Origin of the sequence: Sphingomonas aurea (assembly GCF_030678875.1) — a bacterium.
Classification (GTDB): Bacteria; Pseudomonadota; Alphaproteobacteria; order Sphingomonadales; family Sphingomonadaceae; genus Sphingomonas; species Sphingomonas aurea.
Genome location: NZ_JAUUDS010000009.1, coordinates 71,940 through 85,664, shown reverse-complemented (window position 1 = coordinate 85,664; position 13,725 = coordinate 71,940). Strand labels below are relative to the sequence as shown.

At 70.3% G+C, this 13,725-nt stretch carries 11 protein-coding genes; 7 read left to right on the top strand and 4 right to left on the bottom strand.

Going from position 1 to position 13,725, the window contains the following annotated elements:
- Positions 1 to 87 precede the first annotated feature (87 nt).
- Complete coding sequence (locus Q5H91_RS14540) at positions 88 to 1,263, top strand: sigma-54-dependent transcriptional regulator (protein WP_305174169.1); 1,176 nt, start codon at positions 88 to 90, stop codon at positions 1,261 to 1,263.
- Positions 1,253 to 2,380 carry a sensor histidine kinase gene (locus Q5H91_RS14535; RefSeq protein ID WP_305174168.1) on the top strand — a complete coding sequence of 376 codons (1,128 nt, stop codon included), beginning with the start codon at positions 1,253 to 1,255 and terminating at the stop codon, positions 2,378 to 2,380. The genes Q5H91_RS14540 and Q5H91_RS14535 overlap by 11 nt, the downstream gene beginning before the upstream one ends.
- A 139-nt stretch (positions 2,381 to 2,519) precedes the next feature.
- On the opposite strand, the gene glpK is transcribed toward Q5H91_RS14535, so the two are convergent.
- Entirely contained in the window at positions 2,520 to 4,019 is a 1,500-nt protein-coding gene (gene glpK / locus Q5H91_RS14530; RefSeq protein WP_305174167.1) for a glycerol kinase GlpK, read from the bottom strand.
- A 75-nt stretch (positions 4,020 to 4,094) separates the two neighbouring features.
- On the opposite strand from glpK, the gene Q5H91_RS14525 reads away from it, so the two are divergent.
- The 3 genes from Q5H91_RS14525 to Q5H91_RS14515 are packed head-to-tail and all read left to right on the top strand — an operon-like array spanning position 4,095 to position 8,453.
- Positions 4,095 to 5,594, top strand: a complete 1,500-nt coding sequence (locus Q5H91_RS14525) for a glycerol-3-phosphate dehydrogenase (RefSeq protein WP_305174166.1) — start codon at positions 4,095 to 4,097, stop codon at positions 5,592 to 5,594.
- Positions 5,595 to 5,637: 43 nt separating this feature from the next.
- Positions 5,638 to 7,275 (top strand): inorganic phosphate transporter, encoded by a 1,638-nt coding sequence (locus tag Q5H91_RS14520; RefSeq protein ID WP_305174165.1) that lies wholly within the window; start codon positions 5,638 to 5,640, stop codon positions 7,273 to 7,275.
- Between the two features lie 50 nt (positions 7,276 to 7,325).
- A complete protein-coding gene (locus Q5H91_RS14515) occupies positions 7,326 to 8,453 on the top strand; it encodes a glycoside hydrolase family 43 protein (RefSeq protein ID WP_305174164.1) in 1,128 nt (375 codons plus the stop codon).
- 207 nt (positions 8,454 to 8,660) lie between these two features.
- On the opposite strand, the gene Q5H91_RS14510 is transcribed toward Q5H91_RS14515, so the two are convergent.
- Together Q5H91_RS14510 and Q5H91_RS14505 are read right to left on the bottom strand one after the other, a co-directional pair.
- Positions 8,661 to 9,683, bottom strand: coding sequence for a glycosyltransferase family 4 protein (locus tag Q5H91_RS14510; RefSeq protein ID WP_305174163.1), 1,023 nt, complete (start codon positions 9,681 to 9,683; stop codon positions 8,661 to 8,663).
- Positions 9,680 to 10,615 (bottom strand): UDP-2,3-diacylglucosamine diphosphatase, encoded by a 936-nt coding sequence (locus Q5H91_RS14505; protein ID WP_305174161.1) that lies wholly within the window; start codon positions 10,613 to 10,615, stop codon positions 9,680 to 9,682. Before Q5H91_RS14505 ends, Q5H91_RS14510 begins: the two co-directional genes overlap by 4 nt.
- A gap of 196 nt (positions 10,616 to 10,811) precedes the next feature.
- Here Q5H91_RS14505 and Q5H91_RS14500 point away from each other — a divergent pair, with 196 nt between their 5' ends.
- Together Q5H91_RS14500 and Q5H91_RS14495 are read left to right on the top strand one after the other, a co-directional pair.
- Positions 10,812 to 11,471, top strand: a complete 660-nt coding sequence (locus Q5H91_RS14500) for a class I SAM-dependent methyltransferase (RefSeq protein WP_305174160.1) — start codon at positions 10,812 to 10,814, stop codon at positions 11,469 to 11,471.
- A complete protein-coding gene (locus Q5H91_RS14495) occupies positions 11,468 to 12,067 on the top strand; it encodes a hypothetical protein (RefSeq protein ID WP_305174159.1) in 600 nt (199 codons plus the stop codon). Before Q5H91_RS14500 ends, Q5H91_RS14495 begins: the two co-directional genes overlap by 4 nt.
- Positions 12,068 to 12,070: 3 nt before the next feature.
- Here Q5H91_RS14495 and Q5H91_RS14490 read toward each other — a convergent pair whose 3' ends face one another.
- Complete coding sequence (locus tag Q5H91_RS14490; RefSeq protein ID WP_305174158.1) at positions 12,071 to 13,723, bottom strand: aminotransferase class III-fold pyridoxal phosphate-dependent enzyme; 1,653 nt, start codon at positions 13,721 to 13,723, stop codon at positions 12,071 to 12,073.
- Positions 13,724 to 13,725: the final 2 nt, after the last annotated feature.

The window sequence follows — 13,725 nt, the reverse complement described above, 5'->3', positions numbered from 1 at the left end:
CTTGAGCCAACAGCGCCACGCGGTGACCGTCCATCGCCGGACGCACCGTCCACGAATGGACAGCCGAACACGGCGTCAATCCTCCTCGTGGACGACAATCCGGCGGTGGCGCAGGCGATGGGCATCGCCTTTCGACTGGCGGGACACGGGCTCGACACCGCGGGCGGGGCGGAGGAGGCGTATTCGTGCCTCGCCGCGCGCCGCTACGACGCGATCCTGCTCGACATGAACTTCACCGCTGGGCGTGCCGATGGCGAGGAGGGGCTGGCCTGCCTGGCGCGGATCGTCGCCGACGATCCTGGCGCCTGCGTGGTCGTCATCACCGCGCATAGCGGCATCCGCATCGCGGTCGCGGCGATGCAGGCAGGCGCGCGCGATTTCCTGATGAAGCCGTGGCGCAATGCCGAGCTGATCGCCAAGGTCGAGGCAGCGATGGCGCGCGGCGGCGCCGCGCCGGCCGGCGATGCGAGTGAGGAGCCGGCCCGGCTGCTGGGCGAAAGCGCGGCGATGCAGCGGCTGCGCGATCTGGTCCGCCGGGTCGGCCCGACCCCGGCCGGCGTCACCGTCACCGGTCCGCCCGGCAGCGGCCGGGGGCTGACCGCGTCGGCGATCCACGCCGCCTCGCAAGGGGCCGGCGAGCCGCCGCTGCGCGTCGACCTGCGCGACGATGCCGCCTGGGCGCCGCTGGCCGGCGCGCGCGGCACCGCGATCCTGCGCCATCCCGACCGGCTGGATGCGGTGGCGCAGGCGCGGCTGCTCGACCGGCTGCCGGCCGCGCTGCGCTGCATCGCCATCGCCGACGATTGCGCGCCGTTGTCGCCGGCGCTGCGGCGGCGGCTGGCGACGGTCGAAGTCGCGGTGCCGCCGCTCGCCGCGCGTGACGACGATGCGGTGCTGCTCGCCCGCCATTTCGCCCGCACCGCCGCGGCGCGTTTCGGCCGGGCGGCGGTGCGGCTGACGCCCGCTGCCGAGGCCGCGGTGCGCGCGACGCGCTGGGCCGACGAGGTGCGCGGACTGGCGCTGGCGATCGAGCGGGCGGTGCTGCTCGCCGACCAGGCGGTGATCGACGCCGCCGCACTCGCGCTGCCGGTCGCCGCGCCGCTGCCCGTAGCGGCGGAGATCGATTTCGACCTGACCGGCGCGGAGCGGACGATGATCGAGGCCGCGTTGCGCGAGCATCGCCATAACGTCACCCACGCCGCCGCCGCGCTGGGACTCAGTCGCGGTGCGCTCTATCGACGGATGGCGCGCTATGAACTCTAGCCGCGGTTCGATCCTCGTCGGCCTGTGCCTGGTCGCCTGCGGTTTCGCCGGCGGTGCGGCGTGGCGTTATGGACTGTGGGGGCTGCTGACCGGTGCGTTGCTGGTCGCCCTGTGGCTGGGTGTGCTGAACTGGTGGGCGGCGGTCTGGCCCCGGCCGCCCGTCCGGATGACCGCCGCGACGGTGGCGGCGGGGGAACTGACTGCGCAGCGCGTGCTGCTCGACGCCGCGCCGACGCCGATGCTGGGGATCGAAGCCGGGGCGGCGCGCGCGCTGAACCGCGCCGCGCGGCGGCTGTTCGCCACCGACGACCGCGTACTGCCGCTGCCACCAGCGCTCGCCGATCCGGCGGCGACCCACTTCGCGTATGAGGGCAGCAACTGGCGGCTCGACCGGGTCATGCTGCCCGGCGCCGGGCGCATGGTCGTCGCGCTGATCGACATCGCGCGCGAGGAGCGCGCCGCCGAGGCACGCGCCACCGCCGAGCTGATCCACGTCCTCGGCCATGAGCTGCTGAACGGCCTCGCCCCGATCGTCTCGCTGGCGGAAAGCGGGCTGGCGGCGGTCGAGCGCCCCGATCCCGACCCGGCGCTGCTGCGCGAGGTGCTCGGCACGCTCGCCCGGCGGGCCGAGGGATTGCAGCGCTTCACCGAGGCGTATCGCGCGCTCGCTCGTTTGCCAGAGCCGGCGCTTCGCCCAGTGCCGGTCGCCGTGCTGGCCGACGACCTTGCCCGCCTGTTCGCGGGGCGTTTTCCCCATATCGCGTTGGCGGTCGAGGTGGCGGACGTGCCGCCCTGGCCGATCGACCGCGACCAGTTGACCCAGGCGCTCTGGGCGCTGCTCCAGAATGCGGCCGAGGCGGACGGCGCGACGCGAGTTGCTCTGGCGGTCCGCATGACCGATGGCGGGCTGGCGATCGACGTCGCCGATGACGGTGCCGGCATCGACGCCGACGATGCCGCGCGCATCTTTCGCCCGTTCCACACCACCAAGCCAGAGGGGACCGGCGTCGGCCTCAGCCTCGCGCGCCAGATCGCGCACGCGCATGGCGGCACGCTGACGCTGGAGCCGGGCGCGGGGACCATGTTCCGGCTGCTGCTGCCGTCCGTGCCGGTTTAAATTGTTCGCGCTAAGGCGCTAAGGCGCGACGATGTCTCGTGCGCGGCAGCGCACCTGACCCTTCACGATCGCAGATTGCGAGCCGCTGGCGCGGCGGGACGCACCATCTTCGCGCCTTAGCGCCTTAGCGCGAACCCGATCAGCCTCCGCCCGGAGAACTCAACGTTCGCCGCACCGCGTCGTGCCATCCCTCCGCCAGCCGCGCCCGGTCGTCGCCCGGCATCGTCGGCTCGAAGCACCGCTCGCGCGACCACAGCCCGGCGAGATGGTCCAGGCTGGGCCACACCCCCGTCGCCAACCCGGCATGGAATGCCGCGCCGCGCGCCGTCGTCTCCAGTTCCGCCGGCCGCTCGACAGGCGTGTCGACCATGTCCGCCAGGAAACCGCACAGCCAGTCGTTCGCCGCCATTCCGCCGTCGACGCGCAAGGTCGCCGGCCGGCCGCCGCCATCGGCCGCCATCGCATCCGCCAGGTCCATCGTCTGGAACGCCACCGCCTCCAGCGCCGCGCGCGCCAGATGCGCGGCGCCGGCGCCCAGCGTCAGGCCATAGATCGCGCCGCGCGCCTCCGCGTCCCAGTGCGGCGCGCCCAGTCCGACGAACGCCGGCACCATATAGACGCCGTGATTGTCGGGCACGCGGGTCGCCAGATCGTCGGTCTGGCTGGCATGGGTGATGACGCCGATGCCGTCGCGCAGCCACTTCACCGCCGCGCCGGCGATGAAGATCGAACCCTCCAGCGCATAGGTCATCCGCCCATCCTGCCGGTAGGCGGGCGTGGTCAGCAGCCGGTTGGCCGAGGCGATCGGCGTCTCGCCGGTGTTGAGCAGCAGGAAACAGCCGGTGCCATAGGTCGACTTCGCGCTGCCCGCCGCGAAGCACGCCTGCCCGAACAGCGCCGCCTGCTGGTCGCCCGCGATCCCCGCCACCGGGATCGCCGCGCCGAGCAGGTCGGGCAGCGTCGTGCCATAGACATGGGCATTGTCGTGCACCTGTGGCAGCATCGCCATCGGCACGCGCAGCAGCCGGCACAGCTCCGCGTCCCAGCACTGTCGGTGGATGTCGTAGAGCAAGGTACGCGACGCATTGGTCACATCGGTCGCGTGGACCGCGCCACCGGTCAGCCGCCACAGCAGGAAGCTGTCGATCGTGCCGAACGCCAGCTCGCCCCGCTCCGCCCGCGCGCGGGCGCCAGCGACCTCGTCCAATATCCAGGCGATCTTGGTGGCGGAGAAATAGGGATCGAGGAGCAGCCCGGTTCGCGCCCGCACCAGCTCCTCCGCGCCGTCGCTGCGCAGTTCGGCGCAGCGCCCTGCACCGCGCCGGTCCTGCCACACGATCGCGCGGTGGATCGGATCGCCGGTGGCGCGGTCCCACACCACCGCCGTCTCGCGCTGGTTGGTAATGCCGATCGCGGCGATGTCGCGCGCCGCGACGCCGCTCTTCGCCAGCGCCTCGCGCGCGGTGGCCAGCGTGTCGCGCCAGATATCCTCCGGGTCGTGCTCGACCCAGCCGGGGCGGGGATAATGCTGGGCGAATTCGGTCTGGGCCATGGCCACGCGGTGCGCGTGCCCGTCGAAGACGATGCTGCGCGTCGAGGTGGTGCCCTGGTCGACGACCAGGATATGCTTGGCCGCCATGACGCTCCCTCGCTGTTCCGATCGTGAGGCTCATGCGTTTTTGCGTCGGCGTCAATGACAGGAGCAGCGCACAGCATGGACCGGTACGACCTGCTGATCGTCGGCGGCGGCATCAACGGCGCCGGGATCGCGCGCGACGCGGCCGGGCGGTGGCTGTCGGTGCTGCTGGTCGAGCAGGACGATCTGGCCGGCCACACCTCCTCGGCGTCGACCAAGCTGATCCATGGCGGGCTGCGCTATCTGGAATATGGCGAGTTCCGGCTGGTCCACGAGGCGCTGGCCGAGCGCGAGCGGCTGTGGGCGATGGCACCGCACATCATCTGGCCGCTGCGCTTCGTCCTGCCGCAGACCCGCTCGCCGCGCCCGGCCTGGATGGTGCGGCTGGGGCTGTTCCTCTACGATCATCTCGGCGGGCGCAGGCGGCTGCCGGGTACCGAGACGGTGCCGCTGTCGGCCGGTCTGGGCGAGGGGCTGGCGGATCGCGCGGGCAGGGCGTTCGTCTATTCGGACTGCTGGGTCGAGGACAGCCGGCTCGTCGTGCTGAACGCGCTCGACGCGGCGGAGCGGGGCGCCACGATCCGCACCCGCACGCGATTGATCGCCGCGCGGCGCGAAGGCGAGGGCTGGACCGTCACGATCGAGGATGCGGCCGGCACCCATGCCGTCGCCGCCCGCGCGCTGGTCAACGCCGCCGGCCCCTGGGTCGCGGACGTGCTGGGGCGCAGCGGCGGCGCGGCGCACGATCATGGCATAAGGCTGGTGAAGGGCAGCCACATCGTCGTGCCGCGCCTCTATCCGGGCGATCACGCCTTCATGCTCCAGAACCCGGACCGGCGCATCGTGTTCGCCATCCCCTATGAGGGCGCGTTCACGCTGGTCGGCACCACCGACCAGCCCTGGACCGCCGCGCCCGGCCCGGCCGCGATCGACGCGGGCGAGACCGAGTATCTGCTCGCCACCATCGCCCGCTATTTCACCCGCGACCTAACCGCGGCCGACATCGTCTGGAGCTATGCCGGCATCCGCCCGCTCCACGACGACAAGGCGAAGAGCGCGTCGGCGGTGACGCGCGACTATGTGCTCGACCTGGATGCCGGCGTGGGCCGCGCGCCGCTGCTGAGCATCTATGGCGGCAAGATCACCACCTATCGCCGGCTCGCCGAACATGCGCTGGCGGAGCTGGCGCCGCTCGTGCCGATGGCGCCGGCATGGACCGCGGGCGCGGCGCTGCCGGGCGGCGACATGGCGGATTTCGACGCCTTCCTGCGCGGCGTGGAGGCGGAGCATCCGGACGTGCCACGCCCGCTGCTCCGCCGCCTGTGCCGCGCCTATGGCACGCGGGTTTCGGCGATCCTCGACGGCGATCTGGGGCCGGACCTCGGCGGCGGGCTGCACACCGCCGAACTGGACTATCTCGTCGCGAAAGAGTGGGCGCGGACCGCGGAGGATGTGCTGTGGCGGCGTAGCAAATTGGGACTGCATGTCCCGCCCGGCACCGCCGAGCGGCTCGCCGACTGCCTCGCCACCTATCCACTGTCATCGAGTCATCATAAATCCGACATATCCGCGAGCTGACCGACTTGCGACCGATGGCGGTCGGGGTCGGGCCGGAGGAACGATGTCCAGTACCGCGGTGATCGCTGATGCACCCCTTTCGAAAGGACCGGCGCTCGACGCGCCGACGCATCCGGCCGGCCGCTGGCTGTTCGCGGCGCTGATCGTCGGCGGCCTCGCCTATGCCGGGATCAGCATCGTTGCCGACACCGCGCAGGTCGGCGAGCAGCTGGCGACCGGCGTCTTCCTGTTCCTGGGCCTCGCACTGCTGATCGCGCTGGGGTTCGAGTTCGTCAACGGCTTCCACGATACCGCCAACGCGGTGGCGACGGTGATCTATACCCACTCGATGCCGGCGCCGCTGGCGGTGGTGTGGTCGGGGGCGTTCAACTTCCTGGGCGTGCTGCTGTCGTCGGGGACGGTCGCCTATGCGATCGTCACGCTGCTGCCCGTCGACCTGGTCCTGCACGTCGGCAGCGCCGGCGGCTATGCGATGATCTTCGCGCTGTTGCTGGCGGCGGTGACGTGGAATCTGGCGACCTGGTGGGTCGGTCTGCCCAATTCGTCGAGCCACGCGCTGATCGGATCGATCCTAGGCGTCGGTGTCGCCAACCAGCTGCTGTCGGGCCGCGGCGGGACCGCCGGCGTCGACTGGACGCAGGCGGAAAAGGTGCTGGCCGCGCTGCTGTTCAGCCCGCTGGTCGGCTTCGCCGCCGCATTCGTGCTGCTGCTCGTCATGAAGCGGCTGGCCCCCGACCCCGCGCTCTACCGCGAGCCGCGCGGCAACCAGCCGCCGCCGCGCGGCATCCGCGCGCTCTTGGTCTTCACCTGCACCGCGGTCAGCTTCGCGCATGGCAGCAACGACGGGCAGAAGGGCATGGGTCTCATCATGCTGATCCTGATCGGCTGCGCGCCCACCGCCTACGCGCTCAATCGCACCGTGCCCGATGCCGCGACCCCCGCCTTCGTCGCATCGGCGCAGGCGGCGGGCAGCGCCTTTGCGCGGCAGGCCGGATCGGTCAGGGTGACGCCTGCGGAGGCGCGCACCGCCCTGACCGACGCGATCCGCGTCCGCCGGGTCGAGCGGCCGCGCGACTTCGCCGCGCTCGCGGCACTGACCGGCAATGTCGCGGCGCGGATCGACGATTATGGTTCGCTGCGCGCGGTGCCCGCCGCCGAGACGCCGAACCTGCGCAACGACATGTACCTGGTGCTCGACGCCGCCCGGCTGGCCAAGGAGGACGAGGCGGTGCGGGCGCGGCTGACCGCGACCGAGATCGACGCGGTCGACGCCTATGCCGGCCGGCTGGAGGATGGCACCCGCTATATCCCCGGCTGGGTCAAGCTGACCGTCGCGCTGGCGCTCGGCCTCGGCACCATGGTCGGCTGGCGGCGCATCGTCGTGACCGTCGGCGAGCGGATCGGCAAGACCCACCTGACCTATGGCATGGGCGCCTCGGCCGAGCTGGTCGCGGCGGGCACGATCCTGCTGGCGGTGCGGTTCGGCATGCCGGTGTCGACCACGCACATCCTGTCCTCGGGCGTCGCCGGCGCCTCCGTCGCCAACGGCGCCGGATTGCAGGCGCGCACGGTGCGCAACATGGCGCTCGCCTGGGTGATGACGCTGCCGGTGGCGATGCTGCTGTCAGGCGGGCTGTACCTGCTGCTGCTCACCGTCCTGCGCATGGCGGGTTTTGACTGACAAATAGATCGGTGGCCGCTAACCCTCTCCCGATAACGATCGGGAGCGGAATGATGAAGGCTATCAAGGCGTTGGCGTTACTGGCATTGGCGGCTGCCGGCGGCGCCCCAGCCGTGGCGGACATGGTGCAGGCGCCGGCCGCCGCCCGCCGGATCGCCATCGTCGCCGACGCCGTTCGCCCCCGCGACGCGCGCGTTCCGGCAGAGGCGAAGCGGAGCGCCTATCTGCTGGTCTATTTCAAGGACGAGACCCACTCGCTCTATTTCGCGACCTCGCGCGACGGGTACAGCTTCACCGACGTGAATGGTGGCCAGCCGATCGCACTGGGCCGCGACCTCGCCGACCAGAAGGGCATTCGCGATCCATACATCATGCGCGGGCCCGACGGCGCCTTCTACATGGCGATGACCGACCTCCACATCTTCGCCCAGCGCGAGGGGCTGCGCGCCACCGAGTGGGAGCGGCCGGGCGACCAGTATAGCTGGGGCAACAACCGCAACATGATCTTCATGAAGTCCTGGGACTTGGTCCACTGGACCCATGCCAAAGTCGCGATCTCGGCCGAGTTCCCCGCCTTTGCCGATGCCGGCTGCGCCTGGGCGCCAGAGGTGATCTGGGATGCGGCGAAGAAGGCGCCGATGGTCTATTTCACCACCCGCCACGGCGCGGGTCCGAACTTCATGGTCTATTCCCATGCCGACCCGGCGTTCCGCCGCCTGACCGCGACGCCGCGCCAGCTGCTCCATCATCCCGATCCCAAGGTGAACGTACTCGACGCCGACATCACCCGCGTCGGCGGCAAGTACCGCATGTTCTACGTCGCGCACGAGAAGCCGGGCAATATCCGCCAAGCCGTGTCGACCACGCTGACGAGCGGCTACGTTCCCCAGCCGGCCAAGGTCGATCCGGAAACGAAGGCGGCCGAAGCACCGAACCTGTGGCACCGCCACGGCACGAAGACCTGGGTGCTGATGTACGACGTGTTCGGGATCACGCCCAACAATATGGGCTTCGCCGAGACGAGCGACTTCAAGACCTTCCGCAACATCGGCCGCTTCAACGAGGCGGGATCGCGGATGAAGGCCACCAATTTCGAGCGGCCCAAGCACGGCGCGGTGATGGCGATCACCCCGGACGAGGCGACGAAGCTGGAGGGATGGTTCGGGCAGAAGGAATAACGCGATTCGTCATGCCGGGCTCGTCCCGGCATCCACGGCTCCGCTAACACCCAATCGGATGCTCCTGCGGCACGGTGGATGCCGGGACAAGCCCGGCATGACGAAGGTGGCAAGACATGGATCCTGGCAACCAACCGTCCAGCGAGCGAAGTAGACCAGGGTCATGCGGGTGACGCTCGGTGTGCCCCACCCGCTCTGACCCTTCGCTCAGGCCGCCTGCGCCAGTGCGCTGAACGGCGTCAGCCCGTCGAGGAACTGGCCGGTGCAGCGCGCCCAGTCGAACTGCCGACCCGCCTCCGCCACCCTGGCGCGATCGAGCCGCAGCGCGCCCGCGATGGCCACGGCCAGATCCGCGTCCAGCACGCCGCTGTCCGCCTCCACGACGTCGAGGGGCCCCGCCACCGGATAGGCGGCGACGGCCGTGCCGCTGGCGATCGCCTCGGCCATCACCAGTCCGAACGTGTCGGTGCGGCTGGGGAAGACGAACGCGTCCGCGCTGCGATACGCAGCCGCCAGTCGCTCACCATGCAGCGCGCCGAGGAACAGCGCGTCGGGGTAGCGCCGGCGCAGCGTCGCCAGCGCGGGTCCGTCGCCGACGATCACCTTGGTGCCGGAAACGTTGGTGGTCAGGAACGCCTCGATATTCTTCTCCGGTGCGATCCGGCCGACATGGAGGAGGATCGGCCCCGCCACTCCGGCCAGTTCGGGCAACCGCTCGCCCTCTGGCCGGAACAGCGCCAGGTCGACGCCGCGACCCCAAAGATGCGTGTGCGGCAACCCGCGCGCGCGCAGCTCTGCCGCCAGCATCGGCGTCGCGACGAACACCCGCGCCGCCCGCCCGTGAAACCGCCGCAGCGACGCCCAGAACAGGTCGGCCGGCAGCCCGGTTCGCACCGCCAGGTAATCAGGAAAGCGGGTGTGGAACGAGGTGGTGAAGGGCAGACCCGCGCCCGTGCACCAGCGCCGCGCCGCCCAGCCGAGCGGCCCCTCGGTCGCGATGTGCACCGCGTCGGGCGCGAACGCCTCCAGCCGCCGTCGCACGCCGCGCCCGGCCGCGATCGCCAGCCGGATCTCGGGATAGCTGGGGCAGGGGACGGTGGTGAAACCGTCGGGCGTGATCGTCTCGACCGCATGCTCCTGCCGGCGCAGCTCGGCGACGGTGGTGGTCAGCGTGCGGACGACGCCGTTGACCTGCGGGCTCCACGCATCGCTGACCAGCGCGATCCTCACGCCGGCTCACTCGCCGACAGGGGCTCTGTCACCACCAGCCGGGGGCGGGCGCGCTCCTGCATCTGTTCGGCGCGCACCGTCTCTGCCCAATCGATGATCCGCATCGCGCCGCACGCTTCCTCGACCAGCGCGGTGCAGCTCTCCACCCAGTCGCCGTCATTGTAATAGGTGACGTCGCCGAACTGGCGGATCTCGGCGGAATGGATGTGGCCGCAAACGACCCCGTCGACGCCGCGCTCGGCGGCGGCGTGGGCGACGACCTCCTCGAAGCGCGAGATGAACTGGACGGCGTTCTTCACCCGCTTCTTCATGTGCGCGGCGAGCGACCAATAGGGCAGGCCGAACAGCCGCCGGCAGCGGTTCACCCAGCGATTGCTCCTGAGCAGCAGCGTGTAGGCACCATCGCCCAGAAAGGCGAGCCAGCGGTGGTAGAGGACGACATTGTCGAACTGGTCGCCATGGATCACCAGCAGCCGCCGTCCGTCGGCGGTGACGTGGACGTCGCTGTCGATCAGCTCGATCCCGCCAAAATCCAGCCCGACATAGTCCCGGAAATGCTCGTCATGGTTGCCGGGGACATAGATCACGCGGGTGCCGTGCTTGGCCATCTTCAGCACGGCGCGGACGACATCGTTGTGCGCCTGCGGCCAGTACCAGCCCTTGCGCAGCTGCCACCCGTCGACAATGTCGCCGACCAGGTACAGCGTCTCGCACTCGTGCCGCTTCAGGAAATCGAGCAGCAGCTGCGCGTTGGCGCCCGCCGTGCCCAGGTGCGAGTCCGAGATGAAGATGGTGCGGTAACGGGTCCGCTCCACCGGTGCGGTGCCGTCGTCGCCATCGTGCTGCAGCCATGCCGGCAACTGCCGGGCAAGACGGTGGACCGGATCGGACCCGCGCAGCCGCGCGGTCGGCAGTATCGGCAGCGAAGCCATGAACTCTTCTCCCCATCAGAGCGGGATGCGCTTCCTCGACTGCCGGTGCCCATTAAACGACGATCAAGTCAGTACGGCAAAATGTACGTGACGGATCGGTGGCAATAGTGTGTCACCCCGTCATCGTGGCGACCCGAAACTGCAATCAGCCGCTGCGAATACGGGCGATATCCGAAACGTGGCGGAGCGGAGCGCGATGGCAACGCAGATGAGTACGGCCGGGGTGACCCGTGCCTATGACCGATGGGCGCCGGTCTACGACCTGGTGTTCGGCCCGGTGTTCAAACGCGGGCGATCGGCGGCGATCACCGCGGCGGAGCGGATCGGCGGGCGGATCATCGAGGTCGGGGTCGGCACCGGCATCTCGCTGCCCCAATATGCGCCCGGCAACCGCATCGTCGCGGTCGACCTGTCCGACGCGATGCTCGACAAGGCGCGCGCCCGCGTCCGCGAACAGCGGCTGGACCATGTCGAGCTGATCGCGGTCGGCGACGCGGAAAACCTGCAATTCGCCACCGACAGTTTCGACGTGGTCGTCGCGCAATATGTCGTCACCGCCTGCCCGCACCCGGAACGGGCGCTCGACGAGTTCGTCCGCGTCTGTCGGCCGGGCGGCGAGATCATCATCACCACCCGCGTCGGTGCGGGGCAGGGCCTGCGCGGCGCGATCGAGCGGGCGCTGATGCCGGTGACCAGCCGGCTGGGCTTCCGCGTCGAATTCCCGTGGAGCCGCTACACCGATTGGGCGGCGACCCGCGGCGACGTGCGGCTGGTCGAGCACCGCCCGCTGCCGCCGCTCGGCCATTTCTCACTCGTCCGTTATGCAAAGATCAGTGCAGAGGTAACCGCCCGATGACCGCCTTTCGCGCCCAGCTCGCCGAACAACGGTGGGACGATCACCGTTTCTATCACCACAGCCTGGTCAACCAGAGCCTGCACTTCGTCAGCGCCTGCACCTTCATCACCGCCTATCTGATCGTGTGGATCGACCCGGCGGTCGCCAGCCTGCTGGCATGGGGCGTGGCGATGACCAGCCGGCAGGCGGGGCATTTCTTCTTCGAGCCCAAAGGCTACGACCATGTCAACGACGCGACCCACGCGCACAAGGAAGACATCAAGATCGGCTATAACCTGTTCCGCAAATGGGTGCTGATGAGCCTGTGGGCGTCGGTGCCGGTCGTGCTGCTGATTGAGCCGACATTATTCGGCACGCTGGTCCGGCCGGACGGGTGGGAGGCGTATCTGCGCCATGTCGGCATCGGCTGGCTGGTCCTGGGTCTGGGCGCGATCGCGTTCCGGTCGATCCAGCTGTTCTTCATCCGCGACGTGGAGACCGGGCTGGTCTGGGCGACCAAGATCATGACCGACCCGTTCAGCGACTTTCGCCTCTACAAGGGCGCGCCGCGCCGGTTGCTGAAGGGCGAGCGGATGGACGACCACGCCACCGCCTGACGCTTACCGTCCCAGCCGCATCCGTATCGCGCCGCGCAGCATCGCGCGGCGCAGCGCCTTGTCGGTCAGCCCGGCCGGCGTGTCCCACCAGCCGTCCGCCTTCATCGCGCTGGCTGCGGCGGCGAAGCGGCGGACGATCTCGGCGAACAGCATGTCATCGATGTCCAAACTGAAGATCAGCCGCCCGGTCCCCACCCAGCTGAGCGCCAGCCCCTCCGCGCGGAGATAATATTGCAGCATCCAGTTATAGGCCGCGGGCCGGGTGTAGAGGATCGTCCAGATCGTCTGGAGATGCGCGACGCGAACCGGCACGCCAGCCGCGTCCAGCGCGGTGTTCAACTGCGCGGCGCGTGCATCCCAGCGCGCGTCGAGCCCGTCGTACAGCGCGCGCGTTTCTCGCGTCTCCAGCCGACGCAGGAACGCGTCCATCGCGCCCATGACATAGGGGTGCGCGTTGAAGGTGCCGCGCGCGAAGCAGATGTCCAGCGGCCGGTCGTCGCGCCACCGCTTCATCAGCTCCGCGCGTCCCGCCAGCACCCCGACCGGCAGCCCGCCGCCCAATGTCTTCCCATAGGTGACGAGGTCCGGCCGCACCCCGAAATACTCCGCCGCCCCGCCGGGCGCGAGGCGGAAGCCGACGAACACCTCGTCCATGATCAGGACGATGCCGGCCTTGCGGCACGTATCCGCCAGCCGGTGCAGCCAGTCGCGATAGGCGGCCAGGTCGGTACCCGCGCGGCGGCTGCTGTCGACCAGCTGGCTGTCCGACGGCGCGCCGCCATTGGGATGCAGCGCCTGGAGCGGGTTGACCAGCACGCAGGCGATGTCCTTGCGGCTGGCCAGCACCTTCAACGTCCGCTCCGACTGGTCGGCCAGCGTCAGCGTGCGGTCGGCGGGCACGGGGTTGCCGATGCCGGGCTGCACCTCGCCCCACCAGCCGTGGTACGCGCCGGCGAAACGCACGATCCGCTTGCGCCGCGTGTGATAGCGGGCCAGCCGGACCGCCTGCATCACCGCCTCGGTGCCCGACATGTGGAAGCTGACCTCGTCCATCCCCGACAGCGCGCAGAGCCGCCGCGCGTTGCCCAGGACGAGCGGGTGATAGCTGCCCAGCACCGGCCCCAGCTCGCCGACCGCCGCCGCGCCCTCGGCGATCATCGCCTTGTACGCCTCGTACCCGAACAGGTTGACGCCGTAGGATCCGGTCAGGTCGATCAGCTGGTTGCCGTCGAGATCGATCACCACCGGCCCCTCCGACCGCTGGAGGAACGCCCCGGTGCCCAGCGTCTGCCGCACCCGGCCTGCGAAGGGGAAGGGGACGCGGTAGGCGCCGGTGAATTGCAGGTCGGACAGCAGCGTGCGCGCCTCGCGCGTCATCGCCAGCGTCTTTGCGAAGCGCCCTGCATACAGCGCCTCCAGCCGCGCGAAGCCCGCCGCGCGCCGCGCCGCGACTGTGTCGTCGGCGCCGTCGACCTGAAAGAAACGGTCCGCGGCATGCGCCAGCGCCGGGATCTGCCCCGCCACCCGTTTCGCCATGCGGACATGCCCGCCGAGCGACGGGTGCTTGGCGCGCGACAGGGTCAGCCGCTGATGGCCTTTGGCGGCGACCAGCAAGGCGGCAGAGGCGCCGAGCGCGCCAGTCAGTATCGGGTTCATGC

Excerpts from the sequence above, each read along its gene's own strand:
- Q5H91_RS14520 (WP_305174165.1), top strand. The coding sequence starts at position 5,638 with ATGTCCAGTACCGCGGTGATCGCTGATGCACCCCTTTCGAAAGGACCG.
- glpK (WP_305174167.1), bottom strand. The coding sequence starts at position 4,019 with ATGGCGGCCAAGCATATCCTGGTCGTCGACCAGGGCACCACCTCGACG.
- Q5H91_RS14505 (WP_305174161.1), bottom strand. The coding sequence starts at position 10,615 with ATGGCTTCGCTGCCGATACTGCCGACCGCGCGGCTGCGCGGGTCCGAT.
- Q5H91_RS14500 (WP_305174160.1), top strand. The coding sequence starts at position 10,812 with ATGGCAACGCAGATGAGTACGGCCGGGGTGACCCGTGCCTATGACCGA.
- Q5H91_RS14490 (WP_305174158.1), bottom strand. The coding sequence starts at position 13,723 with ATGAACCCGATACTGACTGGCGCGCTCGGCGCCTCTGCCGCCTTGCTG.
- Q5H91_RS14525 (WP_305174166.1), top strand. The coding sequence starts at position 4,095 with ATGGACCGGTACGACCTGCTGATCGTCGGCGGCGGCATCAACGGCGCC.
- Q5H91_RS14535 (WP_305174168.1), top strand. The coding sequence starts at position 1,253 with ATGAACTCTAGCCGCGGTTCGATCCTCGTCGGCCTGTGCCTGGTCGCC.
- Q5H91_RS14515 (WP_305174164.1), top strand. The coding sequence starts at position 7,326 with ATGATGAAGGCTATCAAGGCGTTGGCGTTACTGGCATTGGCGGCTGCC.
- Q5H91_RS14495 (WP_305174159.1), top strand. The coding sequence starts at position 11,468 with ATGACCGCCTTTCGCGCCCAGCTCGCCGAACAACGGTGGGACGATCAC.